Annotated in this window: 32 protein-coding genes; 13 read left to right on the top strand and 19 right to left on the bottom strand. The window is 63.1% G+C overall.

Going from position 1 to position 25359, the window contains the following annotated elements:
• Window positions 1–474 precede the first annotated feature (474 nt).
• Genes IVB36_RS11780 through IVB36_RS11790 form a run of 3 tightly spaced genes read left to right on the top strand, consistent with a single transcriptional unit; the run spans window position 475 to window position 2977 of the window.
• Window positions 475–669: a hypothetical protein gene (locus IVB36_RS11780; RefSeq protein ID WP_018460409.1), complete on the top strand. Its 195-nt coding sequence runs from the start codon at window positions 475–477 to the stop codon at window positions 667–669.
• Window positions 641–1093 carry a hypothetical protein gene (locus tag IVB36_RS11785; RefSeq protein ID WP_051113078.1) on the top strand — a complete coding sequence of 151 codons (453 nt, stop codon included), beginning with the start codon at window positions 641–643 and terminating at the stop codon, window positions 1091–1093. Before IVB36_RS11780 ends, IVB36_RS11785 begins: the two co-directional genes overlap by 29 nt.
• A 57-nt stretch (window positions 1094–1150) precedes the next feature.
• Window positions 1151–2977: an SDR family oxidoreductase gene (locus IVB36_RS11790; protein ID WP_026234024.1), complete on the top strand. Its 1827-nt coding sequence runs from the start codon at window positions 1151–1153 to the stop codon at window positions 2975–2977.
• On the opposite strand, the gene IVB36_RS11795 is transcribed toward IVB36_RS11790, so the two are convergent.
• From IVB36_RS11795 to IVB36_RS11850, 12 genes are all read right to left on the bottom strand, one after another.
• Window positions 2937–5315 carry a glucose/quinate/shikimate family membrane-bound PQQ-dependent dehydrogenase gene (locus tag IVB36_RS11795; protein ID WP_018460406.1) on the bottom strand — a complete coding sequence of 793 codons (2379 nt, stop codon included), beginning with the start codon at window positions 5313–5315 and terminating at the stop codon, window positions 2937–2939. The two genes, IVB36_RS11790 and IVB36_RS11795, sit on opposite strands and share 41 nt — an antisense overlap.
• Window positions 5316–5341: 26 nt before the next feature.
• A complete protein-coding gene (locus IVB36_RS11800; RefSeq protein WP_018460405.1) occupies window positions 5342–5710 on the bottom strand; it encodes a c-type cytochrome in 369 nt (122 codons plus the stop codon).
• Between the two features lie 16 nt (window positions 5711–5726).
• Entirely contained in the window at window positions 5727–6356 is a 630-nt protein-coding gene (locus IVB36_RS11805) for a cytochrome c (RefSeq protein ID WP_247391577.1), read from the bottom strand.
• The gene (locus IVB36_RS11810) at window positions 6356–7195 is read right to left on the bottom strand and encodes a substrate-binding domain-containing protein (protein ID WP_018460403.1); all 840 of its coding nucleotides are present in this window, start codon (window positions 7193–7195) and stop codon (window positions 6356–6358) included. The genes IVB36_RS11805 and IVB36_RS11810 overlap by 1 nt, the downstream gene beginning before the upstream one ends.
• The gene (locus IVB36_RS11815; protein WP_026234022.1) at window positions 7179–9035 is read right to left on the bottom strand and encodes a PQQ-dependent dehydrogenase, methanol/ethanol family; all 1857 of its coding nucleotides are present in this window, start codon (window positions 9033–9035) and stop codon (window positions 7179–7181) included. The genes IVB36_RS11810 and IVB36_RS11815 overlap by 17 nt, the downstream gene beginning before the upstream one ends.
• Before the next feature lie 111 nt (window positions 9036–9146).
• Entirely contained in the window at window positions 9147–9935 is a 789-nt protein-coding gene (locus IVB36_RS11820; RefSeq protein ID WP_026234021.1) for a heme-binding protein, read from the bottom strand.
• Between the two features lie 58 nt (window positions 9936–9993).
• Window positions 9994–10932, bottom strand: coding sequence for a cytochrome c oxidase assembly protein (locus tag IVB36_RS11825; RefSeq protein WP_247391519.1), 939 nt, complete (start codon window positions 10930–10932; stop codon window positions 9994–9996).
• A complete protein-coding gene (locus tag IVB36_RS11830) occupies window positions 10920–11273 on the bottom strand; it encodes a hypothetical protein (RefSeq protein ID WP_018460399.1) in 354 nt (117 codons plus the stop codon). The genes IVB36_RS11825 and IVB36_RS11830 overlap by 13 nt, the downstream gene beginning before the upstream one ends.
• Window positions 11270–11869 carry a cytochrome c oxidase subunit 3 gene (locus tag IVB36_RS11835; RefSeq protein ID WP_018460398.1) on the bottom strand — a complete coding sequence of 200 codons (600 nt, stop codon included), beginning with the start codon at window positions 11867–11869 and terminating at the stop codon, window positions 11270–11272. Before IVB36_RS11835 ends, IVB36_RS11830 begins: the two co-directional genes overlap by 4 nt.
• The gene (ctaD, locus tag IVB36_RS11840; RefSeq protein WP_018460397.1) at window positions 11866–13779 is read right to left on the bottom strand and encodes a cytochrome c oxidase subunit I; all 1914 of its coding nucleotides are present in this window, start codon (window positions 13777–13779) and stop codon (window positions 11866–11868) included. The genes IVB36_RS11835 and ctaD overlap by 4 nt, the downstream gene beginning before the upstream one ends.
• Window positions 13776–14786: a cytochrome c oxidase subunit II gene (gene coxB, locus IVB36_RS11845; protein WP_018460396.1), complete on the bottom strand. Its 1011-nt coding sequence runs from the start codon at window positions 14784–14786 to the stop codon at window positions 13776–13778. The genes ctaD and coxB overlap by 4 nt, the downstream gene beginning before the upstream one ends.
• 112 nt (window positions 14787–14898) lie before the next feature.
• A complete protein-coding gene (locus IVB36_RS11850) occupies window positions 14899–15366 on the bottom strand; it encodes a hypothetical protein (protein ID WP_198293419.1) in 468 nt (155 codons plus the stop codon).
• A gap of 17 nt (window positions 15367–15383) precedes the next feature.
• On the opposite strand from IVB36_RS11850, the gene IVB36_RS11855 reads away from it, so the two are divergent.
• On the top strand, window positions 15384–15851 hold the full coding sequence (locus tag IVB36_RS11855) for a metallophosphoesterase family protein (protein ID WP_247295139.1): 468 nt from the start codon (window positions 15384–15386) through the stop codon (window positions 15849–15851).
• Window positions 15852–15871: 20 nt separating this feature from the next.
• Here the strand turns inward: IVB36_RS11855 and IVB36_RS11860 are convergent, their stop codons facing one another.
• Window positions 15872–16060: a hypothetical protein gene (locus IVB36_RS11860; RefSeq protein ID WP_083926604.1), complete on the bottom strand. Its 189-nt coding sequence runs from the start codon at window positions 16058–16060 to the stop codon at window positions 15872–15874.
• A gap of 270 nt (window positions 16061–16330) precedes the next feature.
• Here IVB36_RS11860 and IVB36_RS11865 point away from each other — a divergent pair, with 270 nt between their 5' ends.
• Window positions 16331–16504, top strand: coding sequence for a hypothetical protein (locus IVB36_RS11865; RefSeq protein ID WP_162847264.1), 174 nt, complete (start codon window positions 16331–16333; stop codon window positions 16502–16504).
• Entirely contained in the window at window positions 16505–16705 is a 201-nt protein-coding gene (locus IVB36_RS11870) for a hypothetical protein (RefSeq protein WP_083926603.1), read from the top strand.
• A gap of 503 nt (window positions 16706–17208) precedes the next feature.
• Here the strand turns inward: IVB36_RS11870 and IVB36_RS11875 are convergent.
• Entirely contained in the window at window positions 17209–17424 is a 216-nt protein-coding gene (locus tag IVB36_RS11875; protein ID WP_018460391.1) for a hypothetical protein, read from the bottom strand.
• A gap of 423 nt (window positions 17425–17847) precedes the next feature.
• On the opposite strand from IVB36_RS11875, the gene IVB36_RS11880 reads away from it, so the two are divergent.
• The 5 genes from IVB36_RS11880 to IVB36_RS11900 all read left to right on the top strand — a co-directional run bounded on the left by IVB36_RS11880 (window position 17848) and on the right by IVB36_RS11900 (window position 20731).
• Entirely contained in the window at window positions 17848–18357 is a 510-nt protein-coding gene (locus IVB36_RS11880; RefSeq protein ID WP_204511969.1) for a DUF2243 domain-containing protein, read from the top strand.
• On the top strand, window positions 18329–18493 hold the full coding sequence (locus tag IVB36_RS11885) for a hypothetical protein (protein ID WP_157643156.1): 165 nt from the start codon (window positions 18329–18331) through the stop codon (window positions 18491–18493). Before IVB36_RS11880 ends, IVB36_RS11885 begins: the two co-directional genes overlap by 29 nt.
• Window positions 18494–18531: 38 nt before the next feature.
• Window positions 18532–19317, top strand: a complete 786-nt coding sequence (locus IVB36_RS11890) for a succinate dehydrogenase iron-sulfur subunit (RefSeq protein WP_018460386.1) — start codon at window positions 18532–18534, stop codon at window positions 19315–19317.
• A 73-nt stretch (window positions 19318–19390) separates the two neighbouring features.
• On the top strand, window positions 19391–19870 hold the full coding sequence (locus IVB36_RS11895; RefSeq protein ID WP_018460385.1) for an NUDIX hydrolase: 480 nt from the start codon (window positions 19391–19393) through the stop codon (window positions 19868–19870).
• On the top strand, window positions 19871–20731 hold the full coding sequence (locus tag IVB36_RS11900) for an SIR2 family protein (RefSeq protein ID WP_018460384.1): 861 nt from the start codon (window positions 19871–19873) through the stop codon (window positions 20729–20731).
• 109 nt (window positions 20732–20840) lie between these two features.
• Here the strand turns inward: IVB36_RS11900 and IVB36_RS11905 are convergent, their stop codons facing one another.
• The 4 genes from IVB36_RS11905 to IVB36_RS11920 form a co-directional block, all read right to left on the bottom strand.
• Window positions 20841–21077, bottom strand: a complete 237-nt coding sequence (locus IVB36_RS11905; protein ID WP_083926601.1) for a DUF3551 domain-containing protein — start codon at window positions 21075–21077, stop codon at window positions 20841–20843.
• 182 nt (window positions 21078–21259) lie between these two features.
• Window positions 21260–21595 carry a hypothetical protein gene (locus IVB36_RS11910; RefSeq protein WP_143273835.1) on the bottom strand — a complete coding sequence of 112 codons (336 nt, stop codon included), beginning with the start codon at window positions 21593–21595 and terminating at the stop codon, window positions 21260–21262.
• 73 nt (window positions 21596–21668) lie between these two features.
• Window positions 21669–22538, bottom strand: a complete 870-nt coding sequence (locus IVB36_RS11915; protein ID WP_026234018.1) for an MBL fold metallo-hydrolase — start codon at window positions 22536–22538, stop codon at window positions 21669–21671.
• A 29-nt stretch (window positions 22539–22567) separates the two neighbouring features.
• Window positions 22568–23155 carry an NADH-quinone oxidoreductase subunit B gene (locus IVB36_RS11920; protein ID WP_088930861.1) on the bottom strand — a complete coding sequence of 196 codons (588 nt, stop codon included), beginning with the start codon at window positions 23153–23155 and terminating at the stop codon, window positions 22568–22570.
• 224 nt (window positions 23156–23379) lie between these two features.
• Between IVB36_RS11920 and IVB36_RS11925 the strand changes: the two genes are divergently transcribed.
• Both IVB36_RS11925 and IVB36_RS11930 read left to right on the top strand, forming a co-directional pair.
• A complete protein-coding gene (locus tag IVB36_RS11925) occupies window positions 23380–23877 on the top strand; it encodes a ferritin-like domain-containing protein (RefSeq protein ID WP_026234016.1) in 498 nt (165 codons plus the stop codon).
• Between the two features lie 107 nt (window positions 23878–23984).
• Window positions 23985–24245 carry a hypothetical protein gene (locus IVB36_RS11930; RefSeq protein ID WP_247391521.1) on the top strand — a complete coding sequence of 87 codons (261 nt, stop codon included), beginning with the start codon at window positions 23985–23987 and terminating at the stop codon, window positions 24243–24245.
• A 43-nt stretch (window positions 24246–24288) separates the two neighbouring features.
• On the opposite strand, the gene IVB36_RS11935 is transcribed toward IVB36_RS11930, so the two are convergent.
• Window positions 24289–25356 (bottom strand): UDP-glucuronic acid decarboxylase family protein, encoded by a 1068-nt coding sequence (locus IVB36_RS11935; protein ID WP_247391523.1) that lies wholly within the window; start codon window positions 25354–25356, stop codon window positions 24289–24291.
• Window positions 25357–25359: the final 3 nt, after the last annotated feature.

Raw genomic sequence — 25359 nt, forward strand, 5'->3', positions numbered from 1 at the left:
GCCGTCCAACCATCGCGCAGGGAAGGCCGAGTGATTGGCTACACCTGTATGCTGCTGTGCGGTTTCCTTGCGCTACATTTTCGCGCAGCGGACCGCGGGCGCCAGCCGGCACCCGGCCTTCCCTGCGCCCTCTTGGACAAGAGGGTGAAGCGACGAAGCAAAGCTCGGGCGGAATCAGCCGCGAGGATGCGAAGCTGCGCGGTTCGCCATCACGCATGCCGAACTACAGTCGCAACCAGGAGGACGAGGACCGCGAAAACGACAATCTCCATGGCATGCGAACGATTGGCCGACGACGGAGGTTCCCCGATTTCACGAGCAATGCCGAGCAGGAGCCCGCAAGGTCGCGCACAGCAGGCCCAAGACATCGCCAAGCCGGCAGTGGCCAGGCAGCGAAATTTTAAGATCATTAACAATGTTGAATCCCTGGCCGGAGCGATTGCCCTACCGTGAACCTTTCCGCCGGGGCTTTCCATGATCGATACCGCGACCAAGGCGTTGTTGCGCACCGTTCTCGACGAGGTGTGTGAAGCTGTTCCACGCTGTGAGATCGGCGCCAGGACTCGCGTAGCCTCGAAGCTTCTGGAGACTGCAAGCAGGGGCGACATCTCTGCGGATCGTCTCAAACTAGCGGCCCGCAATGCCCTTTCAGAAGTCCCGACGATGTGATGATGGTCATGTGGGGGCAGGGGTGAATTTCCACGTGACGGTCCTCAAGATCCTGGTGAGCTACCCGGATGGGTTCGCGGCCATGGAGGATCTCAAGCGGGATATGGCCATTCTGGCGACCAGCGGTCGCGACTGGACCGAGCGCACCCGGCGGCTCGCCGGGCGGGTGCCGGGGCTGGACATCTTTTCGCAAGGGCTGATCGACCGGACAAATGGCGGGTGGCGCATCACGGCCAAGGGCCGCGCCGTGCTCGGTCTGATGGAAGCTCGTCCGGACCAAGCGCCGATTGCCACCCAACAACCTCCCTCAGAACCAGAGCTTGCCCCGGCGATCTCGCGGCACATTCCGGCGGAGAGGATCCGAGGACGACTCGCCGCGCGCCGTCGCCGACGCAATGCCCGCATGCAGGCTCGGGCGTCCTAGCGAGGAACGAGCGTCGCTCCCGAAGCTTGAGCAAACGCCTTGTGATGGAAGACGCTCATGCAAAGTTCCGACGCTACCTTGTCGACGGCCCGTTTGTCGCGAGCGACGGACGATATCTGGGTCGTGGACGATGCCCCGATCAGCGCTGCCGGTCTGAAACTTCCGGTGCGTATGACCGTCATTCGGCTCTCGAACGGCGATCTTGTGCTGCATTCGCCGGTGAGACATTCGCCGACTCTCCGCGGTGAGTTGGAGCGGCTAGGGCCGATAAGGTACTTGCTCGCGCCGAATATCGCGCACTGGATGTTCCTGTCCGACTGGCAGAGAGAGCTGCCACAGGTGACGACTTTCGCGGCGCGCGGCCTTTCGGCGCGTCGGCAAGTTCGAGCAGCACGGATCCACATCGACCGCGAGCTTGGAGAGGCGACGCCTGAGGAATGGAGGGCCGACCTCGAAGCCGTCTCGGTGAACGCTCCGATGTTCTCCGAGATCGAGCTGTTCGACAAGCGCAGCCGGACACTGATCCTGACGGATCTGGTGCAAAATCTCGATCCCGATGATCTCAGCGCGTCAAACGAGGCCGCGGCAAACCTCCTCGGCATTTCCAAGCCAAACGGAACGGCGCCGGTCTATCTCCGACTGCTGCTGCGCCTCGGCGGCCGTTCCGTGCGGTCGGCAGCCGAGCGGCTCATACGGCTGTCGCCGGAGCGGGTGATCTTCGCGCATGGCGACTGGTTCGAAGCGGACGGAACCGAGCGTCTCCGGCGATCCCTGCACTGGCTGCTTCCGGCGGGCGGCTCCGGATCCGAGCCGCGGCAAATGACTGGCACGCGCGTCGTCATAACCGGTGCCTCGAGCGGAATCGGGCGTGCTGCGGCGCTGGCCTTCGCCGGAAAGGGCGCAAGCGTGGTCCTGGCGGCACGCCGTGCCGAAGTCCTGACGAGCCTCGCTGCAGAATGCGAGGCGCTCGGAGGCCGCGCATTGGCAATCCCGACCGATGTCACCGATGCCGAGGCGGTGCAGCGGCTGGCCCGAGAGGCGGAAGACGCGCTCGGTGGCATCGACGTCTGGATCAACAACGCCGGCACCGGCGTTTTCGGGGCCTATCAGGACGCGGATATCGCACTTCATCGCCGAACGATCGAGGTCAATCTCCTCGGCACGATGCATGGCGCTTTCGCGGTGCTTCCGATCTTCCTGCGCCAGAACCGCGGTATCTTGATCAACAACATCTCGCTCGGGGGCTGGGCTCCGACGCCTTTTGCTGCGGCCTACACAGCGAGCAAATTCGGCCTTCGGGGCTTCACCGCGAGCCTGCGTCAGGAGCTCAGGGCTCATCGCAACATCCATGTCTGCGGCGTCTTCCCGGCCATGGTCGACACGCCGGGCTTCGTCCACGGCGCCAACATGTCCGGCCGGACGCTCGATCCCGGTCCGCTGCTGTATCAGGCGGAGGACGTTGCCGAGACGTTCGTGAGCCTCGTCCGCGCACCCCAAGATGAGGTCGCCGTGGGCTGGCCGGCGCGTGCCGGCCAAATTGCCTACGCGATGGCTCCGCAGATTACCGAGAACATCCTGGGGGTTGCCTTCCGCTACCTGCTGTCGCGCGCGCGCCCGGCGAAGAGCAGCGAGGGCACCATGATCGAAGCTGGTCCGCAGGGCACGTCAATCGATGGCGGTTGGCTGTCACGCAAGCAGCTCCCACCTGCCGGGGTCATCAGTCAGGGGCTCGCGGCGCTGGGACTAGCTGCGGGCGTGGCTCTCCTGGCTTCAGCAGTTGCGCGTCGCGCTGGCAGATCGGGACAAGGCGTCGCCAAGCACAAGCATGTCCTGCCGAGGCAGATCACGGCAGCGCGTAGGCCCGCACGTAATCGCCGAGTTTAGTTCCGAACGAGCCGTGGCCGCCATCGACCGTGACGACATATTGCTTGCCGTTGGCCTCATAGGTCATCGGCGTCGACTGGCCGCCGGCAGGAAGGCGGTCCTGCCAAAGCCGTCTGCCATCGCGAACGTCGAACGCGCGGATGTAGTCATCCATCGTTCCCGTGATGAAGACGACGCCGCCCGCGGTGACGATCGGACCGCCCAGCATGGGAACGCCGAGCTTGAATGGCAGCGGCAGCGGGGCCTGATCGCGGATCGTGCCGATGCGATGCTGCCAGACCACCTTGTGCGACTTGAGATCGATCGCGGCGATGTTGCCCCATGGCGGGGCAAGGCAGGGGATGCCGAGCGGTGAGAGGAAAATGCCGAGGTCGACGCCATAGGGGGCGCCGTACATCGGCTGCACGCCGAGCTCGGTTCCCGGCGGATGCGCCGCGTTCGGCGCTGCCGGATTGTCTTTCCCGCGCGGCACGAGACGCGAGACGAAGGGAATCGATTGAGGGTTCGCGATCGCGATCAGGCGTTGCGGATCGACGGCAATGCCGCCCCATTCGAACATGCCGAAGTCTCCTGGAAACACCAGCGTGCCTTGTTCAGACGGCGGCGTGAACGGCCCCTCATAGCGCAGGCGCTTGAACTTGATCCGGCAGGCGAGTTGGTCGAACATCGTGCTGCCCCACATCTGCGCGTCGGTCAGCATGCCGGGCGGGCGAAAGCTCAACTCCGAGAAGGGCTGGGTCGGCGACAGCCGGTCTCCCTTCGCGGCGCCCTGCGGCACCGGCTTCTCCGGTGCGGGCACCAGCTGACGCCCGTCGCGGCGGTCGAGCACGAAGATGTCGCCGGTCTTTGCCGGGATGTAGATCGCAGGCGTCACGCCGCCGTTAAGGCGCAAATCGACCAGACTGGGCTGCGACGGCATATCCATGTCCCAGAGATCGTGGTGCACGTTCTGGAACGACCAACGCAGTTTCCCGGTCATGAGATCGAGGGCAATCAATGCCGAATCGTAGCGCTCGTTCTCGGGCGAACGGCCGCCGCCCCAAATATCCGGAGAACTCGAGCCGAGCGGCACATAGACCAGTCCGAGCTTCTCGTCGACCGCGGAAATGCTCCAGGAATTGGGTGAGCCGGCCGTGAAATGATGCGAGGCCGAGGGCATCTCGTTCGGATCGGAATTGCCGGCATCGAATGCCCAGATCAGCCGTCCTGAATAGATGTCGAAGCCGCGGATCACGCCCGACGGCACGCGATCGGAATAGTTGTCGATCACCGCTCCGCCGACGATCAGCAACTTGTCCGTGACGACGGGCGGCGAGGTGCCCTCGTAGAAGCCGAGTGTCTGGATCTCGCTGCCCTGCTTGAGATCGATCTGTCCCTGATTGCCAAAATCCTGGCAAGGCACGCCGCTCTGCGCATCGAGCGCGAACATCCGTCCGTCGTTGGTCGGTATGAAAATGCGCCCCGCACAATCGCTCGGGGCCGGCGTGCCGTCGGCAGTTATCGCGCCGGGCTTGGTCGCGTGATAGGACACGCCGCGGCAGGTCATGTGCTGGAAGGCCTTGTTGTGCTGCACCTGCGGATCGAACTTCCAGCGCAGTTTTCCGGTCGCGGCTTCGAGCGCGAACACGATCTGGTGCGGCGAGCAGGTGTAGAGCAGATCGCCCACCTTGAGCGGCGTCGCCTGGTTGGTGATCTCGTCGGGATCGTCCGGGCCCTTGTGATCGCCGGTGCGGAATTCCCAGGCGAGCTTGAGGTCCTTGACGTTGTCCTTGGTGATCTGGCTCAGCGACGAGAAGCGCGTACCGAAGCCGCTGCCGCCGTAGGCCGTCCAGTTCTGGCCGGCAGCGGGCTGGTCCGGTTCGGGAGACGCAATGGCCCCCGTTGTTTCGCCCTCAGGTATCGTGCCGGCAAGATCGCGGCGATCGCTCGTCAGGGACATGCCGACGACGATGGCTGCGGCGACCAACACAAGGCCAAGCGCCCATCGCGCTGCGCGCAAGCGAGGCGCCAGGCGGGAGGCAATGAAGGGCAGCATCAGCCACAGGCCAAGCGGCACGAGTACGTCGCCGCGCGGCGCCAGCGACCAGAAATCGAGGCCGGCCTCCCAGATCGCCCAGGCCATCGTTCCGGCCAGCAGCGCGGCATAAACCCAGAGCGCCTCGGCGCGGCGGCGCCCGAGCAGCCAGCTCGTGAGCAGAAGCATGATGCCCGCGATCAGATAGTAGACGGAGCCACCGAGGGCCTCGAGCCAGGCACCGCCAGCCAGGAGGCCCAGTCCCATGATAGCGACGAGCACAATGGTGATGGCCAGCAATGGCGCGTCACGGAGCCAATTCATTGAACGATGCATGGGAGGCATGATGGTCACTTCAGCGTATAGAGAAACGCCGCGATGTCCCGCGCGTCCTTCTGCGGGATGCCCATTCTCGGCATGGCATTGCCCGGCAACGCCCGCTGTGGATCCTCGATCCAATCAGCCATGTTGTCCGGCGAGTTCTGGATGTAGCCGGCGATGTAGGTCCGCGTGCCGATCCGATGCAAGGGTGGGCCGACATTGCCTTCGGCGCCGGCAATGCCGGGAATATCGTGACAGCCGCCGCAGTGATACTGCTTGACGAGGTCGGCGCCACGACGCGCGTCGCCGGTGAAGTTGTCCGGGCCCGCAGCCTTGCAGGCGGCGCCTGTGGTAGCCAGCAGCGCGGTGACTAGCAATCTCGTGATCGGATTTGCCATCGCTGCTTCCCGGCGATCAGGGCTTCTGGCCGAAATTGAAAGACTTGGTGGCAGACCAGGGATCGGTCGTCGAGACCTGCTCGCTCGGGACTTGCTCGACTTCGGGCGAAGGCAGATTCGCGGAAAAGGTTCGGCCCCATTGGTGGCTCGGCTCGTTGCTGATCTTGCCGATATAGGTGACGAGATCCCAGATCACGCTGTCGGGCAGCACGCCGCCCCAGGCCGGCATTCCATTCGGCCGCCCCTGGTAGATCGAGAGAAAAATGTTCTCTGGCTGCGAGCCGTAAGTAAAGTTGTTGTTGCTCAGTGCCGGACCCATGCCGCCGCCGCCATTTGGCGCGTGGCAGCCGACGCAGTTGAAGTTGACGTAGTAGGTCATCCCGCGCTGCTCCGCATTGGGATCGCCCTGCACAGGGTTCTTGATCTGCGGCGGGTCCGGCTGCGCGCCGGGATGGAGGTGACTGACGGGGACCTGCATGAAGACGCCGGGCCTGCCATTGCCGACGCTGCCACCGAAGTTCGGGCGCGGAGACAGCGTCGGCATCTGCGCCTCCTGCGGCAAAGTCTGCTGGGCCAGTCCCGCACCATTCGGCACAACCGCCAGCAGCAACGACAGGGCGCTCGCGCGCAGCACTGGAGCAGACATCACTCATGTCCTCCCGATACCGTAACCGGTTGGTCCACCAGCGGAACGCCGTAACTGCGCAGCAGCGAGGTGATCTCGGACCGGTGCTCGTCGATGAATGCATTCAGTCGGTCGCGCAAGGCGTCGTCGCCTTTGCGCACGCCCATCGCGATGGCGAACTGGAACTGCTGAGGTGCAAAGCGCTCGTAATCCCGGATCGGCGTGACCGTCAGGGGGACGGGAGAGCGCTGGGCGAAATATCCGGCGAGCGGACCCCAGGCTGCGGCGACATCGAGGCTGCCGCTTTCGACGGCTTCGATCAGGCGCGCCGGCGGATCGGCCTGGCGATAATCACCGTAGATGGAGTAGCCGCGGACGTTGTCAACGATGCCCTGTTCGCCGAGCGCTTGCGCGGGCGGCGGATTGTTGCCGTCATCGCCGATCAGATGCACGCCGATCGCGAGGTGATGCAGGCGCGGGTCGAGCAGGGACGAAAGGTCGAGGTGCTGGTCCTGCCGCGTGACGAACACGTAGCTCGAGCGATAATACGGCTTCGTCGTCTCGACGAGATCATAGCCGGACGGCACGCCCATGACGACGTCGCATTTGCCGGCTTTCAGCGTGTTACGGATGAAGCCGCGGCGCTGCGCCCACCAGGTGTAGGAGACCTGCAGGCCGAAATGCTCGGCCACCATGGCCGCGAGCCTGTTCTCGAATCCTGCTTCGGCGCTGTTCGAGAAAGGCAGATTGTTGGGATCGGCACAGACGCGAAGCTCGCGATCCGACGCTGCCGCCGCCGTGGTTGCAAGCCCGACCAGAAAACCAAGAGCGATGCCGGGATAACTATTTCGAAGGCGCATGGCTGGTGTCCTCACCATTCGCGCCGCCGAGTTTGAAGACCAGCAGCTCACTCCCGCCCGCGGTGTAGAACGGCAAATCCTGGGTCGCACCGACAAAACCGAGCGCGCCGTTGCGCACCCGCGGATCGACCTCGGCGTTGGCCACCACACCCGGCCAGCCGCCGACGCCCGACAGGATCGCGATGTATTGCTGTCCGTCGGAGCCGCGATAGGAGATCGGCTGGCCAATGAATCCGGAGCCGGCGCGGAATTGCCAGAGGACATGCCCGTCCTTGGCATCCACGGCCTTGAACAGCCGATCCATGGTGCCGTAGAACGCGACGTCGCCTGCCGTAACCAGCGCGCCGCTCCAGACCGGCAGCTTCTCGTGGATCTCCCAGACCTTCTTGCGCGCGACGGGATCCCACGCCATGAATTCGCCGCGGTGGCCGCCGGGGCCGGCATACATGTCGACATCGGCGCCCACATAAGGTGTGCCTGCGATATAGCCGACCTGCGATGCCTTGAAATTCATGCAAAGATGCTGATGCGGCACGTAGAGCAGCTTGGTGCGGGGCGACCAGGCGGTTGGCTGCCAGTCCTTGGCGCCCGGCGCGGCCGGGCAGATGTTCTCGACGGTCTTGCCGGCGAGCGGCGTCTTCTCCTCGTTGGGGATGATCTTGCCGGTCTTGAGATCGACGCCGTTATAGGCATTGACGAATTCAAACGCGTCCGCCGAGATGACTTCGCCGGTCGCCCGATCCATCACGTACATATAGCCGTTGCGGCCCGGGTGGATCAGCACCTTGCGCGGCTTTCCATTCAGTTCGAGATCGACGAGCACATTCTCGTTGATCTCGTCGTGGTCGAACAGGTCGTGCGGGTTGATCTGGTAAGCCCATTTGGCGCGGCCGGTGTCGGGGTCGCGGGCAAAGATTGTGGTGCTCCAGAGATTGTCGCCGCTGCGCTGGTTGGCGTTCCATGGGCTCGGATTGGCTGTGCCGTAGTAGATCAGATTGAGTTCGGCATCGTAGGAGATCCATCCCCACATCGTGCCGCCGCCGACCTGCCAGCGGTCGGCCGGCCACGTCTTCACGCCGAGATCCTTGCCCTTGAGACTGTCGTAGAACGGCTTGAAGTCGTCGCCGATCAGCACGTCCTTGTCCGGGCCCGTGGCGTAGGCGCGCCACGCAATGGCCCCGGTGTTTTCATCGAGCGCGGTGACCCAGCCGCGCACGCCCATCTCGCCGCCGCTGTTGCCGACGAGCACCTTGCCCTTGACCACGACGGGAGCCATCGTGATGGTCTCGCCCTTGTTGATCTCCCCGAGCTTCGTATGCCACAGCTCCTTGCCGGTCTTGGCGTCGATCGCGACCGTGTGGTTATCAAGCGTGTTGAGGAAGACCTTGCCGTTGTCGAAGGCGAGTCCGCGATTGACGACGTCGCAGCAGGCAACGCCCGCGGCTGCCGGTTCAGGCTTTGGCGCGTAGGACCATTTCAATTCACCGCTCGTGGCATCGAGTGCGAACACACGGTTGGGGTAGGGGCCAGCATAAGGGCCGACCACATACATGGTGCCATCGACCACGAGCGGCGCCGCCTCCTGGCCGCGATCGGCACCGACCGAGAACGTCCATGCAAGCTGGAGGCGCGATGCATTGGACGTGTTGATCTGATCAAGGTTGCTATAGCGGGTGTTGGCGTAGTCGCGCGCCGCCATCGGCCACTGGCCGGGATCTTTCATGCGGCTGGCGAGATCGCTCTGTGCCGAGGCGGACGACAGCAACGCGCAGGACGCGCAAAGGGCACAAAGGAAGCCTGGAAGTCGGCCCAGCAAACGCGTGAGACCACGCACTAACATATGTAAAGATCTCCACGGCAGTGATGAGGCCGTGCGCCGTTGCAGGCCGGTTTACGAACCTACAAACGTTCCGACTTCGCTTGGTTCCAAAGAGGTGAGACCGACGACGAGCTATCTCACGACGTTGCCGGACACGCCGGCGCCGAGGTCAACTGCGATCTGATCTTCCTTGCCGTTACACTTGGGGTGGCCAAATCCAGACGGACTTTTGCCGTCGGGTCCGATGTCATAGATGATTGCGTCTTTCATGTTGGGGCTGACGCCGGCCGGCACGCGGTCGAGCCCGAGCTGGTGACGCACGCGCCAGGCCACGTTGTGATCGGCGCAGGAGCTGTCGCCGCTGACGCCCAGCGCGCCCGTGATGCCGTTGCCGTCATAGAGCGCCAACCCGCCTCCGAACACGATGGTGCCGCCGATCGGCTTGCCTACCATCGGATCCTGGGCCGTGCCGAAGTTGTCGGGAGATCCGGCGTACAAGGCTTCCGGAGACGGCGGGTTGCCGAGTGCCGCTCCGAACAGGAACCCGCCGGGCTGCGCACCGGCATAGAGATTGGCGGTCGCGATCGCCTTGTCCTTCAGGCTGAACGCATTTGCCGTATTGGCCTTCTCGGCCGCGATGGCCCGGCTGCCGAGCCACTGGTCGTCGACCTTGCCGCCGCTATAGGCAACTGCGCAGACGATGCCCTGCCGATTGACGACGGCAGCCCACTCGTTGTTGTCGAGACCGCCGTTGCTGGGGCCGCCGCCCGGCTTGACACTCTTCTTGAGGATATCGGCGAGCTTGTCATGGTCGACCGGGCACGACATCCCTGACTTGGGTTGGTCCTGCGCGCTCAAGACTGCAGGCACCAAGAATGCTGCGGTGATTGCCGTTAGCACCATGACGGATCGTTTTTCCATGTGGCCTCCGTGGAGTGTCGCAGTCGGCAGGCGAACGTTCGAACAGAAGTTGCGGTTCCTATGCAGCGTCGCTCAGCCCGGATGTTGAAGGGAGCGGCAGGCGGGAATGACCGCCGTTCGCAGTCAGCCAGCGGTGAGCAAAGAACAACGCGGCGCCGGTATAGAGTAGGCCCATGGGCACCCACATCAGGATGCCGGCGAGCTGCTGGTCCTCGAGTGCCGAGAGGCCGAATTCCCCGGCGAGGGCGCCCTGGCCTGGGATCCACAGCCGCGGCGACACGGTCAGCAGAGCTCCGAGCACGCCGGAATGCAAAATGGTGATGAAAAGGCACGCGACAGCGATGCCGTCGCGAATTCGAGTGCTACGGCCCTGACCGCGGCCATGCAGCAGCACCCACCAGAACAACAGCGCAGTCGCGAAGAAGCTGATGTGCTGGAGACGATGGATCGCCGTATTCTCGAGCGCCCACGCATATAAAGGCGGTGCATGCCAGACCCAGAGCGCTGCGCCGTGCAGGATGGTCGCGCTCATGGGGTGGCTTACAAAACGCCAGGGCCACGCCAATATCGGCAGATCGAGCATGCGGCCTGCCGCCGGGCGAAGCCGGGCCGGCAGGCTCCACAGCAGAGGACCATTGATCCGGGCGAACGCCATCAGCGGTGCCGCGACCACCATCAGCAGTTCGTGCTCGACCATGTGCGCGGTGAACAGACGCTCGCCGAGCCAGTGCAGCGGCGAGGTCATGGCAAGTGCGGCCACCAGCCATCCGGTCCAGAACGCGGCCACCTGGCGGAAGCTGACGCCACGGCCACCACCTGCATGATGCCAGAGCCGCTGCGTTCCGACATAGAAGCCGATACCGACGGCATAGAGCGGGGCCATGAGCCAGGGATCGTAGCTCCACAGCGAACCGGGATCGACATCCGATAGTCCGTGCGCATCGGCCGGCGCCGCGAGCAGCGCGAGCAGCAGTGCTGCAAAGCTCAGCGCAGGCATGGGCTGATCATGAGCGAGGCGGCGAACTGGTTCGCAATCACCAGCGCAAATAACACGCCGGAGCCGACGCCGAGCCAGGCCATGAACGTTCGTGGTCCGCCACCCCGCGCATCGGCCCATTCAGCCCCCGCGCCGCGCCGAACGGCGCGGGCCGAAATGACAGTGCCTGCCAGCGCGACGACAGCCAGAACCGCGCTCATGATCGCGCCGCTGAGCCTGGTCTGTTCGCAGGAGAAGTGCGCGAGCACGTAGACGCCCTGCAAGTTGATACCCCACGCGATGGGCCCGAGCGCAACGCCGGCCCAATAAAGCAGTCTGGAATGTCGATCGGCTGCGGTCATAGGCGTGGCACCCAATCGAGCAAGACATAGAGCGGCAGCCAGGCGAGCACGACGAAGTTCCAATAGAACACGTTGTCGGTCACGTCGCTGAACCGGCGCGGTTTCGCATGGCGCGTGAACATCAATACCGCCAGCACGACCGTGTCGCCGACATCGGTGGCAAGGTGGGTCGTGTGCAGCCCCAGAATGAGCCAAACAATGGAGCCGTAAGCTGAATTGTCCCAGCGGGTGTTGAGATGCGCGAACTCGAAGCCGCGCAGCACCAGCAGGGCAATGCCGATCAGGGCCATCACGATGAGTCCGGTCCGCACCTTCGCGAGATCCTGCCGGTGTGCGGCGCGGTTGGTGATCTCGTTCGGGATGATGCTCAGCAGATAGACCACGACTTCGGCTGTGCCTGGCCAGAGATCGGGCGGCGAGGCGCCGATCGGCCAGCTTGGGTTGACGGCGTAGAGATAGAGATAGGCACCGATGGCAATGGCAAAGCCCATACCTTCCAGCGCCATGAAGCCCATCGCGCCCCACCACGGTCCGCTGCGCGGGCCGTAGCCGTAAGTCGGCAGTTCAGCGACATTGCGGACGATGGTCTGTCTCACTCCTCGTCCTCCTTGCTGCCGCTCGGCCAGAACCAGCCGATCAAGGTGACGGCCATCGGCGGCGTGCCCCAGAGCACCGCCCAGGGCGTGAAGATCGAGCCGATGAAGAACACGGTCGTTGCGATAGCTGTGAGCAGTGGCCAGATGCTGGGTTCGGGCGAAGCCTCGCGGATCTGCGGCTCGGCTTCCGCGAGCGACGTCAGCAGGACCTCGCGCCGCTCGGCGCTCAGACCCGCGACCACGGGCAGGCTCTCGCTATCGGCCCACAGCGGATCGCGGTGCTTGACCACCGGAATGCGGTCGAAATTCTGCGGCGGGGGCGGCGATGACGTCGCCCATTCCAGCGTGGAGGCATCCCAGGGATTGTCGCCTGCGAGCGCGCCCTTACGCAAGCTGTAGACCACATTGACCAAAAGCAACGCGAAGCTGAGCGCGAAAATGAGAGCACCACCGCTGGACACGAGATTCAGGTGCGCCCAGTCCATGTCGGCGGTGTAGGTGTAGACCCGGCGCGGCATTCCGATCAGCCCGAGGATGTGCATCGGGAAGAAGGCGACGTTGAAGCCGATGAAGGCGAGCCAGAAATTCCAGCGCCCGAGTCGCTCGCTGAGCATGCGGCCGGCGATCTTGGGAAACCAGTAGTAGACCGCGCCGACCAGCGGGAACACAGCGCCGCCGATCAGGACATAATGGAAGTGGGCGACGACGAAATAGGTGTCGTGCACCTGGGTGTCGATCGGGACCGAGGCGACCATGACGCCGGACAGCCCGCCGAGCACGAAGATCACGATGAAGCCGATCACGAACAACAGCGGGGTCCGGTAGACCGGACGCCCGTCCCAGAGCGTTGCCAGCCAGCAGAAGATCTGCAGCCCGCTCGGCACCGCGATCAGCATACTGGAGGCTGTGAACAGGGCCGCGCCGAGTTGGGGCAGGCCCGTGACGAACATGTGGTGGACCCAGAGACCGAACGACAGGAAGCCGGTCGCGATCAACGAGAGGATCACCACGGGATAGCCGATCACCGGCCGTCGTGCGAACGTCGCGAGGATCGCCGAGACCATTCCCGTGCCCGGGATGAAGATGATGTAGACCTCGGGATGGCCGAAGAACCAGAACAGATGCTGCCAGAGCAGGGGATGTCCGCCCGAGGAGGAATCATAGAAGCGCGTGTTGACGAGGCGATCCAGGATCAGTGACGTCGATGCGACCATGATCGAGGGCATCGCGAACATCACAAGGAAGCTCGTCACCAGCATGGCCCAGACGAACAGGGGAATGCGGTCGAGCGTCATGCCGGGCGCGCGGAGCTTGAACACGGTCACGATGATTTCCACGGAGACGGCGAGCGCCGCGACCTCGGTGAAGGTGATCATTTGCGCCCAGACATCCGGGCGCTTTGTCGGCGTAAATTGCAGCGAGGAGAGCGGGACATAGGCAAACCAGCCAACGTCGGGGCCGACATTCAGCGCAAAGGAAATCCAGAGAAAGCAGCCGCCGAACAGAAACATCCAATAGCTGAAGGCGTTCAGTCGCGGAAAGGCGATGTTCCGCGTGCCGACCATCAACGGCACCAGATAAACGGCGAACGCCTCCATGACCGGCACGGCGAACAGGAACATCATCGTCGAGCCGTGCATCGTGAAGACCTGATTGTACTTGTCGGCGGAGAGAAACGTCTTCTCCGGCCCGGCCAGCTGAATGCGCATCAGGACCGCGAGGAGGCCGCCGAGGAGCAGGAATACGAACGCCGTGATGATGTAGCGGCGGCCGACCACCTTGTGGTCGACCGACGTCAGCGCGCCCATCCAGCCGGACGGCGTGCGCCACACTTTCTCCAGCTGTGTGGAAAGTCGAAGGCCGTTCAGGACGTCGTCCCGCAACTCATTTGGTTCAGCGGCGATGCTCACTTGAGCTGCTCCAGATAATGAATGATGGCGATCATTTCATCCGATTGCAGCGGCATCCTCGGCATGAGATTGCCGGGCTTGATGTGCTGGGGATCGGCGATCCAGGCGCCGAGCGTGGCCGAATTATTCGGCAACGTTCCCGCCGCGATGGTCGTGCGGCTGCCGATATGCGTGAGATCCGGGCCGAGCTGCCCGCCGGCCAGCGTGCCGCTAATGTTGTGGCACAAGGCGCATCCGCGCGCCCGGAACAGAGCCTCGCCCTGCTTGCCGAGCGGATCGGCAGGGCTGTTGGCGCTCTGGTTTTCATGGTGGCGCCAGCGGCCGAACTCGTCGGGTGACATCGCGATCACGGCAAATGCCATGTGGGCGTGCTGGATCCCGCAGAACTCGGCGCATTGCCCGCGATAGATGCCCGCGTTCTTCGCCGTGAATTGCAGCTCGTTCTTCTGCCCGGGGATCAAGTCCATTTTGCCGGTCAGGCTCGGCACCCAGAAGCTGTGGATCACGTCCGCCGATTCCAGCTCGACCTTCACCGGCTGGCCGGTCGGGATCCGGATCTCGTTGGCCGTCACGAAACTCTGCTGCGGACTGTCGGCCTCATAGCGGACCTCCCACCACCATTGGTGGCCGATGATCTTGAGGATGTGGGCTTTCTCGTCCTTGGCAAAGACGGTACGTTGTCCGGCATAGCTCACGAAGGAGAGACCGAGCACGACGGCGGTGGTCGCAATCCCAAGCGCGAGGATGACGCGCCCGGAGCATTCCTCGAAGGCTTGGTGAAGGTCAAGCGGCCGATCAGCCGAACGTTTTCGCCGCATCATTCCGATGCAGAGCGCGATCACGACGGCGGTCCAGACGACCGCCGACACAGCGAGGAAGATGAACAGCGTGTGCAAGATCTGGTCGGATTGCAGCCCTTGCGGATCGAGCGCCGATTGCCGGCCCGCACACGCCGTGAGCGGCCAGATCGTGCACAACACCAGAACCCTTCGCACCCAGACCTGCATTGACGCCTTGTCGCACTCCGCTTCACAGGCGGAACCGGGCAGGCCTACAAAGGTTCCTATCCGCTAATCGGAGCGATGGGCCGAAGAGGGATGTCCGACATCAATCATCGGGCTAGAATGGCCAGCCCTTCACGGCGATCACGATCGCCGCATCGCCAGCGGCCATCAGCAACAGGACGGCGAGACTGGCGATGATTGCGCCCGGCTGGGCAAGCACGCGCAACTCTCCGAGCATGTGTCGGCTCCAAAAAGCAGCAATGCCGCGATGACCCTGAGGGTTCCTGCGGACACGCCGGGCGTTGACGTGCGAGCGCCGGAACGAAGGCCCGAGATCGCGCGTTCCTGCGACGAATTGAGGGTTCACGTGCCGCGCTATCATTTTGATCTGGTCGACTCCGAGACCGTCGCCGACGAGGGAGGAGCTGAATTGCCCGACGACATCGTGGCGCTGGACGTTGCCGAGGAGATCGCGAAGAGGCTCCTTGCGGAGCGTCCCGAACTCAGGAATCGTCATTTTTCCATCCTGGTCACGAACCAGCAGGGTGAGGAGATCGGGAAAGTGCCACTGGATGTCCTGCACTGAAGTCGCGGCCTGACATGGCGTTGAGGATCGGAGTGATCTCGGATACGCACGGCCTTCTCAGACCTGAGGCCGGACGCCGTCTTGCAGGGGTGTCGCATATCCTCCACGCTGGTGATATCGGCGCGCCGGAGGTTCTGGAGAGGCTTTGCCGAATAGCGCCCGTCACCGCCATCAGGGGAAACGTCGATGTCGGCAGTTGGGCGAGGCGCTATCCCGAAACCGAAACAGTGCACCTCGGCGCTCGTTGTTTCTACCTCCTTCACGATCTCAAGGCGCTCGCCATCGACCCCGCGGCAACCGGTGTGAACGTGGTGATATCAGGACATTCGCATCGGGTGCAGGTCAACACGATCAACGGAGTGCTTTTCCTGAATCCTGGAAGCGCCGGTCCAAGGCGATTCAAGCTGCCGATCACGCTGGCAACGCTCGATCTCGATGAGGGCGGCGACCTGCGGCCCACCATCCATGAGCTCGACGCGTGAACGAAGCGCATGCGTAGCAGCTAGTGGGTATTCGACTTTTGCCATCGCTCCAGATCAATCGGGGGACGCTTTGGGTCGATCTGCTCCTTCTCGGGATTTCCCTGCCAAGGCTGGTCCGTCTGCCGGTGGGTTGGCAAATCCGTCTGCTGTCGCGGATCGTCGACCGGTGTTTCTCTCGGGTCGTTTTCAGGCGCTTTCGCTTTCGGCATAACTTGTCCTCTCTGCGATCTGTCGGTGTGGTGGCACGCGATCAACGTACGCCAGCGATCCCGCCATCATCAGCTTCCGGGTGCCGTCCTTCTCCGTTTCCCGCGATAGAGCCTGGACCATGAACAAAAAGCCTTCCGTATGAACTGCGGGGTCAACACGGGCAGGAATCGTTCGTTCCTAGGGGCATGCATCAGCATCGATCAGGAACGACCGCCGCCCCATCTCATTGCCAGCGCATGAGGTCGCGAGACCGAAACAAGGAGCATGCAATGTCCAAATTGCCCCCCATACCGCCAGAGCAGCGCAGCGACAAGGGACCCGGATCTGATCCCAGGATCGAGACGGATGAAAGAGTCCCCGACCGCGAGAACTTCGACACCCAGGGTCGTCACGGCAACATCAAGCAGAACACGACAAACCAAGGCTACCAGCAGGACCGATGAATGCCACACAAGAACTCAGACAGTGAACGCTTCGGTGGTCCGGGCTCCTCGCGGCAGGATCGCAAGCACCCCGAAAAGGGAGGTCGCGAGCATGAGCGCCCTGCGCCCGGAACGGCTACCAACGACCGCAAATCACACGTCTCGGGAGGCGGTGGTGAGCGCGATCAACATCACACGCACGACGATCGTGAGAGGAGCTGAGCAATGGCTAAGACAACTTCGAGCTTGATGCTGATCGCGTTCCTGGCGACCGCGTCGATAGGGGCCGCCTCGGCGCAGAGTGGCGGTGGCGGCGGTTCGGGAGGATCGGGCGGAGCAAGCGCGAGCAGCACGAGCGGCGGCACCGGCGGTGCCACAAGCCCTGGGTCGGCAGGCCTTGGGTCTGCAGGAGCTACAAACCAGACGGGCGGTGCATCGCCCAGCCTGGGCAATCCAGGCGACGCGGCCGCGGCTTCGCGTGGCACGACGGCTACCGGCACGAACACCGCTGGAACGGCCCAATCGAGCGGTGGCGGGCCGCGAGGATCGACCACCGTCGGGCGGGCCGGCAATCCCGCAGGGGGGACCAGCAGCGGACGGATTGACGGAACTGCGACACCCGGTCCGTCGATCCCGGGCGACGCCGAAATACGCTCGGAGAACTCTCAGGATTCCCACGTCGATCGAAAGATCAAGAGCATCTGCAAAGGCTGTTAGATCGGCGATCAGGACGCCGGGTTTTCCGGCGTCCAATCGAGGTCGTCCTCGCTTCGAGGTTCGGGGTCGGGCGAGCAGGGCTTGATCTTCAGGTCATCCTCGAGCCTGGGCTGACCCCCGCCGCTTTCGACCAGACCGGCGTCTTCGGCCTTTTTCAGGGTTTCCTCTTTGGTTGAAAACGTCCGGCTCAGTTTTTCGCCGTCCTTGAACAGGGCATACGCCATATTGGCTCCTCGCGATTGGAATCATCGAAGACTTTGACGTGGGCGGACACACACGGCCACCGTCGCTCGTTTGTCGCTTGGTGAAGCTCTAGCCGACTTCCCTGAGATTGCTCAGGATCGCCAGGTGACGCTGAATGATCGGCGGCGACATCTATGCGACCTGCTGTTCGCCGGGGTGCCATCTGATCGCAAATACGACGTGGAATCTCCAATGTTGGATTCACAAGACGCTGCGACCGTTTCGAACGTTCCTATCGCCGCCGTAAGCAGCCGGGCGATGCTCCACCTGATGTCGGCATCCTGGCACGAGCCCGCAGGTTAACGCAGGTTATTGGCACGGGAAGTGCGTCATGATCATAGGAACGGCAGCACTGAGGACGGTTTGTCCATCATCCAGATGCCGACCGGCGCACGAGCAAAATCATGCAACACAGAAATTCACGCAGCTTTCCGATTTCCGCGGGCGTCCTTCTCGGGCTTGGTCTGGGCGGGTTTTTTGACGGCATCGTGTTTCATCAGCTGCTGCAATGGCATCATATGTTAAGCGGCTGGTATCCGCTCAACTCCATCGACAACGTCAAGCTCAACACGACCTGGGACGGCATCTTCCACAGCGCGGCCTATGTTGTTGTGCTCCTCGGCCTGTATGTGCTGTGGCAACGGGCGCGCGGGTCTGACATCCACTGGTCGCGCGGCCAGTGTCTCGGCGCGGTGTTGCTCGGTTGGGGCATCTTCAATCTGGTTGAAGGCGTGGTTGACCATGAGGTCTTCAAGCTGCACCAGGTGAATGAGACCGTGCCTCACGAGCAGCGCATCTTCTGGGACATCGGCTTCCTGCTATGGGGTGCGGCCATGTTGGTCATCGGCGCCGCCATGACACGCGCCGGCACGCAAGGGAGGGTCCATGCGGAAAGCAGTCTACAGCCTCGCTAGAGAGACCTCGCCAGCTCTGGTCTATGCCATTTTTATATTGCTGCTGATGCTCGCTACAGCACCGGCCTTTCGCATCGTGCTGTTGGGTGTGTCGCTGGATGATCTTCTGCAACTACGCTGCTTCAATCCCGGCTGATGCGCGGTTATCACGCCTCATGTCTTCCCGGAGGTAACATGGTCGAGTTCAGGCTTCCGAAACACTCCCGCGTCGAAAAGGGAAGGATCTGGCCCAAGCCGGACAGCAAATCGTTGCGCGAATTCCAGGTCTATCGCTGGAATCCCGACGACGGACGCAATCCCCGGCTCGACACCTACTTCGTCGATATGAGCGATTGCGGGCCCATGGTTCTGGATGGTCTGATCTGGATCAAGAACAACATCGACTCCACGCTGACATTCAGGCGGTCCTGCCGCGAAGGCGTGTGCGGCTCCTGCTCGATGAATGTCGCCGGCCAGAACACGCTCGCCTGCACCAAGTCCATGAGCGAGGACGTTCCGAACGGCGAGCCGCTGCGCGTGCTGCCCTTGCCGCATCAGCCAGTGGTCAAGGACCTCGTTCCCGACCTGACGAATTTCTACGCACAGCTCGCATTGATCGAACCTTGGCTGCAAACCGTGTCACCCACACCACCGAAGGAATGGCGACAGAGCCATGAGGATCGGGCCAAGCTCGACGGGCTCTACGAGTGCATCCTCTGCGCCTGCTGCTCGACATCTTGTCCAAGCTACTGGTGGAATTCCGAGCGTTTCCTCGGCCCAGCGGCCCTGATCCAGGCGGCCCGCTGGGTCAATGACAGTCGCGACGAGGCGACGGGCGAGCGCCTCGACAAGCTCGAAGACCCCTTCAGGATTTATCGCTGTCACACCATCCTCAACTGCGCGAAGGCGTGTCCCAAGGGCTTGAATCCGGGCGAAGCCATTTCCGGATTGCGCCTCAAGATGGTCGAACGGAAGTTCTGATCGGGGACGGACACTCGCGCATAAAGGAACGATGGCTGCGGGGTAGGCTTATCGACCAAACTGGAGGCGCCTGATGGGCAAGAAACAATTCGCCGCGTTGCCGTTCATGCTGAACAATTCCGAATTGCGCGTGATGCTGATCACGACCAGGCGCAAGCGCAGGTGGAGTGTCCCGAAGGGATCGCCGATGCGCAAGACGGAGCCGCACCGTACGGCTGCGCTCGAGGCGTACGAGGAGGCCGGTCTCGTCGGCGTCACCGCAAAGCGCGCGCTGGGCTCCTTCAAGCATCGCAAGCGGAAGGGTGATCGCAAGCGGACCATGAACGTTGCCGTCTTTCCCATGAGGGTCCACGGGCAGGAGCGCTGGTGGCCGGAAAAGGGAGAGCGTGAAGCAATCTGGGTCTCGCCGAAGACGGCGGGCCGTCTGGTGCACAAGGCGCAGCTTCGTCGTCTAATCGCCCGCTTCGCGGCGCAGACGGAGAAGACCGCCCCCTCACCGCTGAGCGATGGCATGGCTCCAGGAACCCGCGTCTCGTCCAGTTATTCAAGGTAGATGAACCAGCAACCGACCGGACTCGCATTCGAGGAGCGACCGCCTCATGAGGTCTTGGCCGCGGCGATCAAGCGACGCTGCGCGATCCTGTTCGTCGGCGCCGGCGTCTCGATGGCTGTCGGCCTGCCGTCCTGGCAATCTCTGATCGACCATCTGCTGGATGACCTTGGACTTGAGCGCGACGTGATCGCTGGGATGCACGGCGGCTATCAGATGCTGGCGGAGTACTACCGGCTGAAGCGCGGCGGAATCGGCCCGCTCCGCAGCTGGCTCGACCGCAACTGGCGCGTCGACCCGGACAGGATCGCGGCCTCACGGCTCCACCGGCTGATCGTGGAGCTCGATTTTCCGACCATTTACACCACGAACTACGACCGCAACCTCGAGACGGCCTTCGAGGTCCTGGAAAAGCCCTATGCCAAGATCAGCAACGCAAAGGACATTGCAAGCGCCCGTTCCGGCGTCACGCACATCATCAAATTTCATGGCGACTTCGACGACGATGCCTCGCTCGTCTTGACCGAGACCGACTTCCTCAACCGGCTCGCGTTCGACTCGCCACTCGATATCCGGTTTCGCGCCGATGCCTTGGGCAGCACGCTGCTTTTCATCGGATACAGCATGTCCGATCCCAACATTCGGCTCCTGCTGCATCGGATTTGGCAGAGTTGGGATGAGTCCGGGCACCGCCAGGACCGACCGAGGTCCTTCGCGTTCGTCACGCAGCGCAATCCGGTGCAGGAGGCTGTATTGGCGAACTGGGGCATCACCACCATAGCGTCGCCTGACGGCGTCAGCCCAGATGATGGTGTCAGCCAGTTTTTGCTGGACATCCGCCGGCGTATCGAGCGAGAGAGCTAAAGCGGTCCCTGGCGCGCCTTGAGCGTTTGCTCTGCTGCCGCGGGGCCGCTCGGCTCAGCGGCGGGATCGGTCAGAAGGAGGATCGATGACCAGTCTGCACCTGGGCCGGTCACCGATATCCCCTATATCGCCGTGCATAGGCATAGCGAGGATTGACGCCGCAATAGGCGTGCGTTCCCGATGCAGTCGCCATGCACTGAGCGTAACTGGCGAACTGGCAGTTGCCCGGATAGCCCCAGACGCGGCCCTGAAGGCAGTAGCGGTCTTGTGCGACGGCCGCCGTTGGGGAGCCGAGGCCCGTCACGAGCGCGAGAGAGGCGGCGGCCAGGAGCAATCGATGCTTCATGGAAATCTCCATTTCAACATTGAACGTGCCTCGTGAAGCGGCGTTCCAAGTGCAACGTTTACCGACTCCTCTAATTGCGACCTGAACGCGATGCGGCCCCGGCGAGGAGAGGATCTCACCGAGGCCGCTCTCATGCGCGCAACAGCAAGGGCGCGCTTTGGAGGATTGCTAACCGCGAACCGCTAGCGACGCGGCGTGGCGCCGTTGGACGGTGGGGTCGTTTCGTTGCGCATGCCGGAAGGACTGGAAGCACCTTGTCCGCCCCGCTCGACATGGGTGATGCCGCCGCCGCCGCCGGTTCCGCCTGAGCCGCCATCTCCAGCTCCAGCACCGCCTGCGCCTGCGCCGCCAGCCCCGGCACCAGCGCCCGCGCCGCCGCCAGCACCGCCTCCGGCCCCACCACCGGCGCCGCCTGCGCCACCACCGGCGCCACCGCCAGCACCTTGCGCGAACGCTGCGCCGACTGAAGCGCCTGCAAGCATTGCTGCCGTAAAGATCGTCAGGATTGTCTTACGCATCTGTCTTCTCCTTGAGGTTTCGATGTCGGATCAATCATGTGAAGCATCCACCGTTCCTAGCCGTGCAGCGTGATCAAGCTCTGTCGTCGACGACTCCGCGTCGATATTGCGAAGGCACGGCAACTTCGTCGAACCGTTGGGCGAGAGCATCGAGAGCCGCGCGCATCTGCGGCCCCTGCATGGCCGCGCCGTGCCCCGTGACGACGATCTCCGGAGCGAGTGCGGCAAGTGCGCGGACCGATGTCTTGGCGCTTCCCCAATCGGGGGTGAAATACATCGGGGGCCCGTGCATCTCCGGCGTTTGCGTCACTGCGGCGTAGACGGATTCCTGCCGCGTCGTGATGAAGGCATCGCCGGCAATCAGCACGCGGTCGCGTTCGCGCCAGAGCGAGATATGCCCTGGGGTATGGCCGGGGGTATGGATCCACTGCCATTCCGGCATGAAGGGCACGCTGTGATCACAGGGAAGATCATAAAGGCGCGATGCGACATCCACCGGCTTTGTCGGGAAGAGCGGAGAGAGCCGAGCGAGCAGCCCGCCACCGACGCTGGGATCGGCCGACGGATAGGATTGGCTTCCGTCCAGATAGGGATGCTCGGCCGCATGGGCATAAACCGGCACGTGCCATTCATTCCGTAGCGTTTCGAGCACGCCGACGTGATCGAAGTGCCCATGCGTCATGACAATGCAGGAAGGCCGGCCGTTTCCTCCAAACCGGGCTTTCGCGGCGGAGCGGATGGCGCCAGCCGATCCGGGAATGCCGGCGTCCACCAGCACCCAATTGCCGTCGCCGGCGTTTTCGAGGCCAACGAAAATCACGTTGACGATCGCGAGCTGACGATAGGCGACGTCAGCGACGATCTGCCGCGTGTTGTCATTGCGGTCGAGGTCGGATTGCGCGTGCTCCGCGTCGGCGGAAGAGGGAAGCGGGATCTGCGTCATGTCCATTCAAGTCCGAGTTGGTCAGCTCACTAGCGCTCGATTGTGCCGATCCGCCGGATCTTCCTCTGAAGCAGCATCACGCCGTACAGCAGCGCCTCCGCGGTCGGCGGGCAGCCGGGCACGTAGATGTCGACCGGCACGACACGATCGCAGCCGCGCACGACCGAATACGAATAGTGGTAGTAACCACCGCCATTAGCGCACGACCCCATCGAGATGACGTAGCGTGGCTCGGGCATCTGGTCGTAGATCTTGCGAAACGCCGGCGCCATCTTGTTGGTGAGCGTGCCCGCGACGATGATCACATCCGACTGGCGCGGCGATGCGCGCGGCGCGAAGCCGAAGCGTTCGGCGTCGTAGCGCGGCATCGACATCTGCATCATTTCGACCGCGCAGCAGGCGAGCCCGAACGTCATCCACATCAGCGACCCGGTTCGCGCCCAGGTGATCAGCTCCTCCGCGCTCGCCGTGAAGAAGCCCTTGTCCGCAAGATCGTCGCGGATCGTCATGAAGAACGGATCGGAAGTGTTGTCGGGCCGTCTCTCGCCCGGACGGCCAAGTGCAGGCCGGCCAAGCGGAGGGCTTGGGTTGCTAATTTGCGGAGAGCTGTTTGTCATTTTGTTCCTGAGCGCTGCGGCCGTTTGCCGATGCGACCACGCTCCGGAAACCCGTCGGCTGTATGCAGCGTTCCTGCGGCGGTAGAGGATTTGTGTTCTGTTATCGCAGGTTAGCCTCGGGTCCGGCGGCCGGAACCCAGCGTCGGCGTCACGGATCACTCTAGGAACGATCCACCGAAACTGCGGTTGGCGGCGACAAGGCCGGTGAAATGGAGGAACATGAAATGACGAACGCAGCCCGCGATACATTCGTGGTTGGATTACGCAATGCGCATGCGATGGAAGTGCAGGCGCGAGAGTTGATGGAACGTCAGTCGGAACGATTGGACGAATATCCCGAGGTCAAGGCCAAGGTTGCCGCCCACCTTCAGGAAACCAACGAGCAGCTGAAGCGGCTGGAGAGATGCCTGGAAGCCTGCGGGGAGAGCACCTCCAGCCTCAAGGATACGACGCAATCCATGATGGCGAACATGCAAGCCATGGCACACTCTGTCGCCGGCGACGAGATTCTCAAGAACACATTCGCCAACAATGCCTTCGAGAATTTCGAGATTGCTGCATACAAGTCTTTGCTCGCCCTCTGCGGCGCCGCTGGGTTCGCGGAGGCCAAGGAGCCTCTTGAGACGTCGCTGAAGGAGGAGCAGCGCATGGCCGCCTGGATCGACTCGAACGTCGAGAAGGTGACAATGGAATATCTGGCGCATCAGCGCCAGGCGGCCTGATCGCACTCCACACCCACCACGGCGAGACCGGCGGCTTCGGCCGCCGAGTCCGCCTGCGGTCATATCGGCTCGCAGGACCGGAACCCTCTTATCCACGTTTGGCTGTAATGGCGCACATCATTTTCAGCGACTACCGTAGTCCCGCTGCCGAACAGGCCTATGAGATCGCGTGGGACTTTCTGGCCCGCAGCGGGGCGATCCACGATGAGTTCGAGGCGTGCGTGTTTCTGGCCCAGCGCATCACCATGATGGTCGAGGAAGGCCAGGAAAACCGGATCCGGATGGCCAATCGCGCGATCTCCGAATACCAGTACCATCTCGAGAACTTCTGCAAGTGGGCCCGTGGCGCGGCTGCTACACGGGCTTGAGAGTTCGCGCGGGTTCCGCGCGTTCCTCGGCTCGTTCTGCCGTTTACTGCCCATCGGCGATCGTTAGCTGTCCGCGTGCCCCGGTACGTCCGCTCCTGCGCGGTGCAATGGCCGGAACAAGTGCCGGCGCTTCCCCGGCCATGCGCATGGCGAAATAGGCGATCGTCGCCTTGAGACCGTCTTTGAGCGCCACGCGCGGGCGCCATCCCAGCGCTCGAACGGCTGTGTCGATCACCGGTTTGCGGCGCTTTGGATCGTCCTTCGGCAACTCCTCGAATCGGAGCGGCGAGATTGACTCCGTATACGCCAGCACGTCCCGCGCAATAGCCTCGATGGTGACCTCGTGGGGATTGCCCAGATTGCACGGACCAGTAATCGAGGATGGACTCTCCATGAGCAGCTGGAGGCCGCGCACGAGATCGTCGACGAAGCAGAAGCTCCTGGTCTGCGTACCACTTCCATAGATCGTGATCGGCTCTCCGCGAAGCGCCTGCACGATGAAGTTGGAGACCACGCGTCCGTCATTCTCCAGCATACGGGGTCCGTAGGTGTTGAAGATGCGCGCGACCTTGATTTCGACGCCGTACATGCGATGGTAATCGAACATCAGCGTTTCCGCGGCCCGCTTGCCCTCGTCGTAGCAGGCCCGGGGCCCGATCGGATTGACGTTGCCGAGATAGGTTTCCGGCTGGGGATGCACTTCGGGATCGCCGTAGACCTCGCTGGTCGATGCCTGCAGCACCCGGGCGCCTTTCCGTTGCGCGAGCTCCAGCATGTTGATGGTGCCGAGCACGCAGGTCTTCATCGTGCCGACTGGATCCTTCTGGTAATGCCTGGGTGAGGCTGGGCAGGCAAGGCTGTAGATCCGGTCGATGTCGCCCTCGATCTCGATGGGATCGCGCACGTCGTGTTCGATGAAGCGAAAATTCGGATGATTGAGCAGCGGGCGGATGTTGTCGATCCTTCCCGTAAACAGGTTGTCGAGGCAGATCACGGTATGACCGCGCTGCAAAAGCGCATCGCAGAGGTGGGATCCGATGAAGCCGGCGCCGCCGGCCACCAGAACGGTGGGAGAGCGGCGGGACGCGTTGATGCGGGTCTGAACTGTCATGTG

Origin of the sequence: Bradyrhizobium sp. 35, from assembly GCF_023073215.1 — a bacterium.
Taxonomy (GTDB): Bacteria; Pseudomonadota; Alphaproteobacteria; order Rhizobiales; family Xanthobacteraceae; genus Bradyrhizobium; species Bradyrhizobium canariense_D.

Coding starts and splice junctions, on each gene's coding strand:
- IVB36_RS11780 (WP_018460409.1), top strand. CDS start 475: ATGATCGATACCGCGACCAAGGCGTTGTTGCGCACCGTTCTCGACGAG.
- IVB36_RS11785 (WP_051113078.1), top strand. CDS start 641: ATGCCCTTTCAGAAGTCCCGACGATGTGATGATGGTCATGTGGGGGCA.
- IVB36_RS11790 (WP_026234024.1), top strand. CDS start 1,151: ATGCAAAGTTCCGACGCTACCTTGTCGACGGCCCGTTTGTCGCGAGCG.
- IVB36_RS11795 (WP_018460406.1), bottom strand. CDS start 5,315: ATGAATTGGCTCCGTGACGCGCCATTGCTGGCCATCACCATTGTGCTC.
- IVB36_RS11800 (WP_018460405.1), bottom strand. CDS start 5,710: ATGGCAAATCCGATCACGAGATTGCTAGTCACCGCGCTGCTGGCTACC.
- IVB36_RS11805 (WP_247391577.1), bottom strand. CDS start 6,356: ATGTCTGCTCCAGTGCTGCGCGCGAGCGCCCTGTCGTTGCTGCTGGCG.
- IVB36_RS11810 (WP_018460403.1), bottom strand. CDS start 7,195: ATGCGCCTTCGAAATAGTTATCCCGGCATCGCTCTTGGTTTTCTGGTC.
- IVB36_RS11815 (WP_026234022.1), bottom strand. CDS start 9,035: ATGTTAGTGCGTGGTCTCACGCGTTTGCTGGGCCGACTTCCAGGCTTC.
- IVB36_RS11820 (WP_026234021.1), bottom strand. CDS start 9,935: ATGGAAAAACGATCCGTCATGGTGCTAACGGCAATCACCGCAGCATTC.
- IVB36_RS11825 (WP_247391519.1), bottom strand. CDS start 10,932: ATGCCTGCGCTGAGCTTTGCAGCACTGCTGCTCGCGCTGCTCGCGGCG.
- IVB36_RS11830 (WP_018460399.1), bottom strand. CDS start 11,273: ATGACCGCAGCCGATCGACATTCCAGACTGCTTTATTGGGCCGGCGTT.
- coxB (WP_018460396.1), bottom strand. CDS start 14,786: ATGCAGGTCTGGGTGCGAAGGGTTCTGGTGTTGTGCACGATCTGGCCG.
- IVB36_RS11855 (WP_247295139.1), top strand. CDS start 15,384: ATGGCGTTGAGGATCGGAGTGATCTCGGATACGCACGGCCTTCTCAGA.
- IVB36_RS11860 (WP_083926604.1), bottom strand. CDS start 16,060: ATGCCGAAAGCGAAAGCGCCTGAAAACGACCCGAGAGAAACACCGGTC.
- IVB36_RS11865 (WP_162847264.1), top strand. CDS start 16,331: ATGTCCAAATTGCCCCCCATACCGCCAGAGCAGCGCAGCGACAAGGGA.
- IVB36_RS11870 (WP_083926603.1), top strand. CDS start 16,505: ATGCCACACAAGAACTCAGACAGTGAACGCTTCGGTGGTCCGGGCTCC.
- IVB36_RS11875 (WP_018460391.1), bottom strand. CDS start 17,424: ATGGCGTATGCCCTGTTCAAGGACGGCGAAAAACTGAGCCGGACGTTT.
- IVB36_RS11880 (WP_204511969.1), top strand. CDS start 17,848: ATGCAACACAGAAATTCACGCAGCTTTCCGATTTCCGCGGGCGTCCTT.
- IVB36_RS11885 (WP_157643156.1), top strand. CDS start 18,329: ATGCGGAAAGCAGTCTACAGCCTCGCTAGAGAGACCTCGCCAGCTCTG.
- IVB36_RS11890 (WP_018460386.1), top strand. CDS start 18,532: ATGGTCGAGTTCAGGCTTCCGAAACACTCCCGCGTCGAAAAGGGAAGG.
- IVB36_RS11895 (WP_018460385.1), top strand. CDS start 19,391: ATGGGCAAGAAACAATTCGCCGCGTTGCCGTTCATGCTGAACAATTCC.
- IVB36_RS11900 (WP_018460384.1), top strand. CDS start 19,871: ATGAACCAGCAACCGACCGGACTCGCATTCGAGGAGCGACCGCCTCAT.
- IVB36_RS11905 (WP_083926601.1), bottom strand. CDS start 21,077: ATGAAGCATCGATTGCTCCTGGCCGCCGCCTCTCTCGCGCTCGTGACG.
- IVB36_RS11910 (WP_143273835.1), bottom strand. CDS start 21,595: ATGCGTAAGACAATCCTGACGATCTTTACGGCAGCAATGCTTGCAGGC.
- IVB36_RS11915 (WP_026234018.1), bottom strand. CDS start 22,538: ATGACGCAGATCCCGCTTCCCTCTTCCGCCGACGCGGAGCACGCGCAA.
- IVB36_RS11920 (WP_088930861.1), bottom strand. CDS start 23,155: ATGACAAACAGCTCTCCGCAAATTAGCAACCCAAGCCCTCCGCTTGGC.
- IVB36_RS11925 (WP_026234016.1), top strand. CDS start 23,380: ATGACGAACGCAGCCCGCGATACATTCGTGGTTGGATTACGCAATGCG.
- IVB36_RS11930 (WP_247391521.1), top strand. CDS start 23,985: ATGGCGCACATCATTTTCAGCGACTACCGTAGTCCCGCTGCCGAACAG.
- IVB36_RS11935 (WP_247391523.1), bottom strand. CDS start 25,356: ATGACAGTTCAGACCCGCATCAACGCGTCCCGCCGCTCTCCCACCGTT.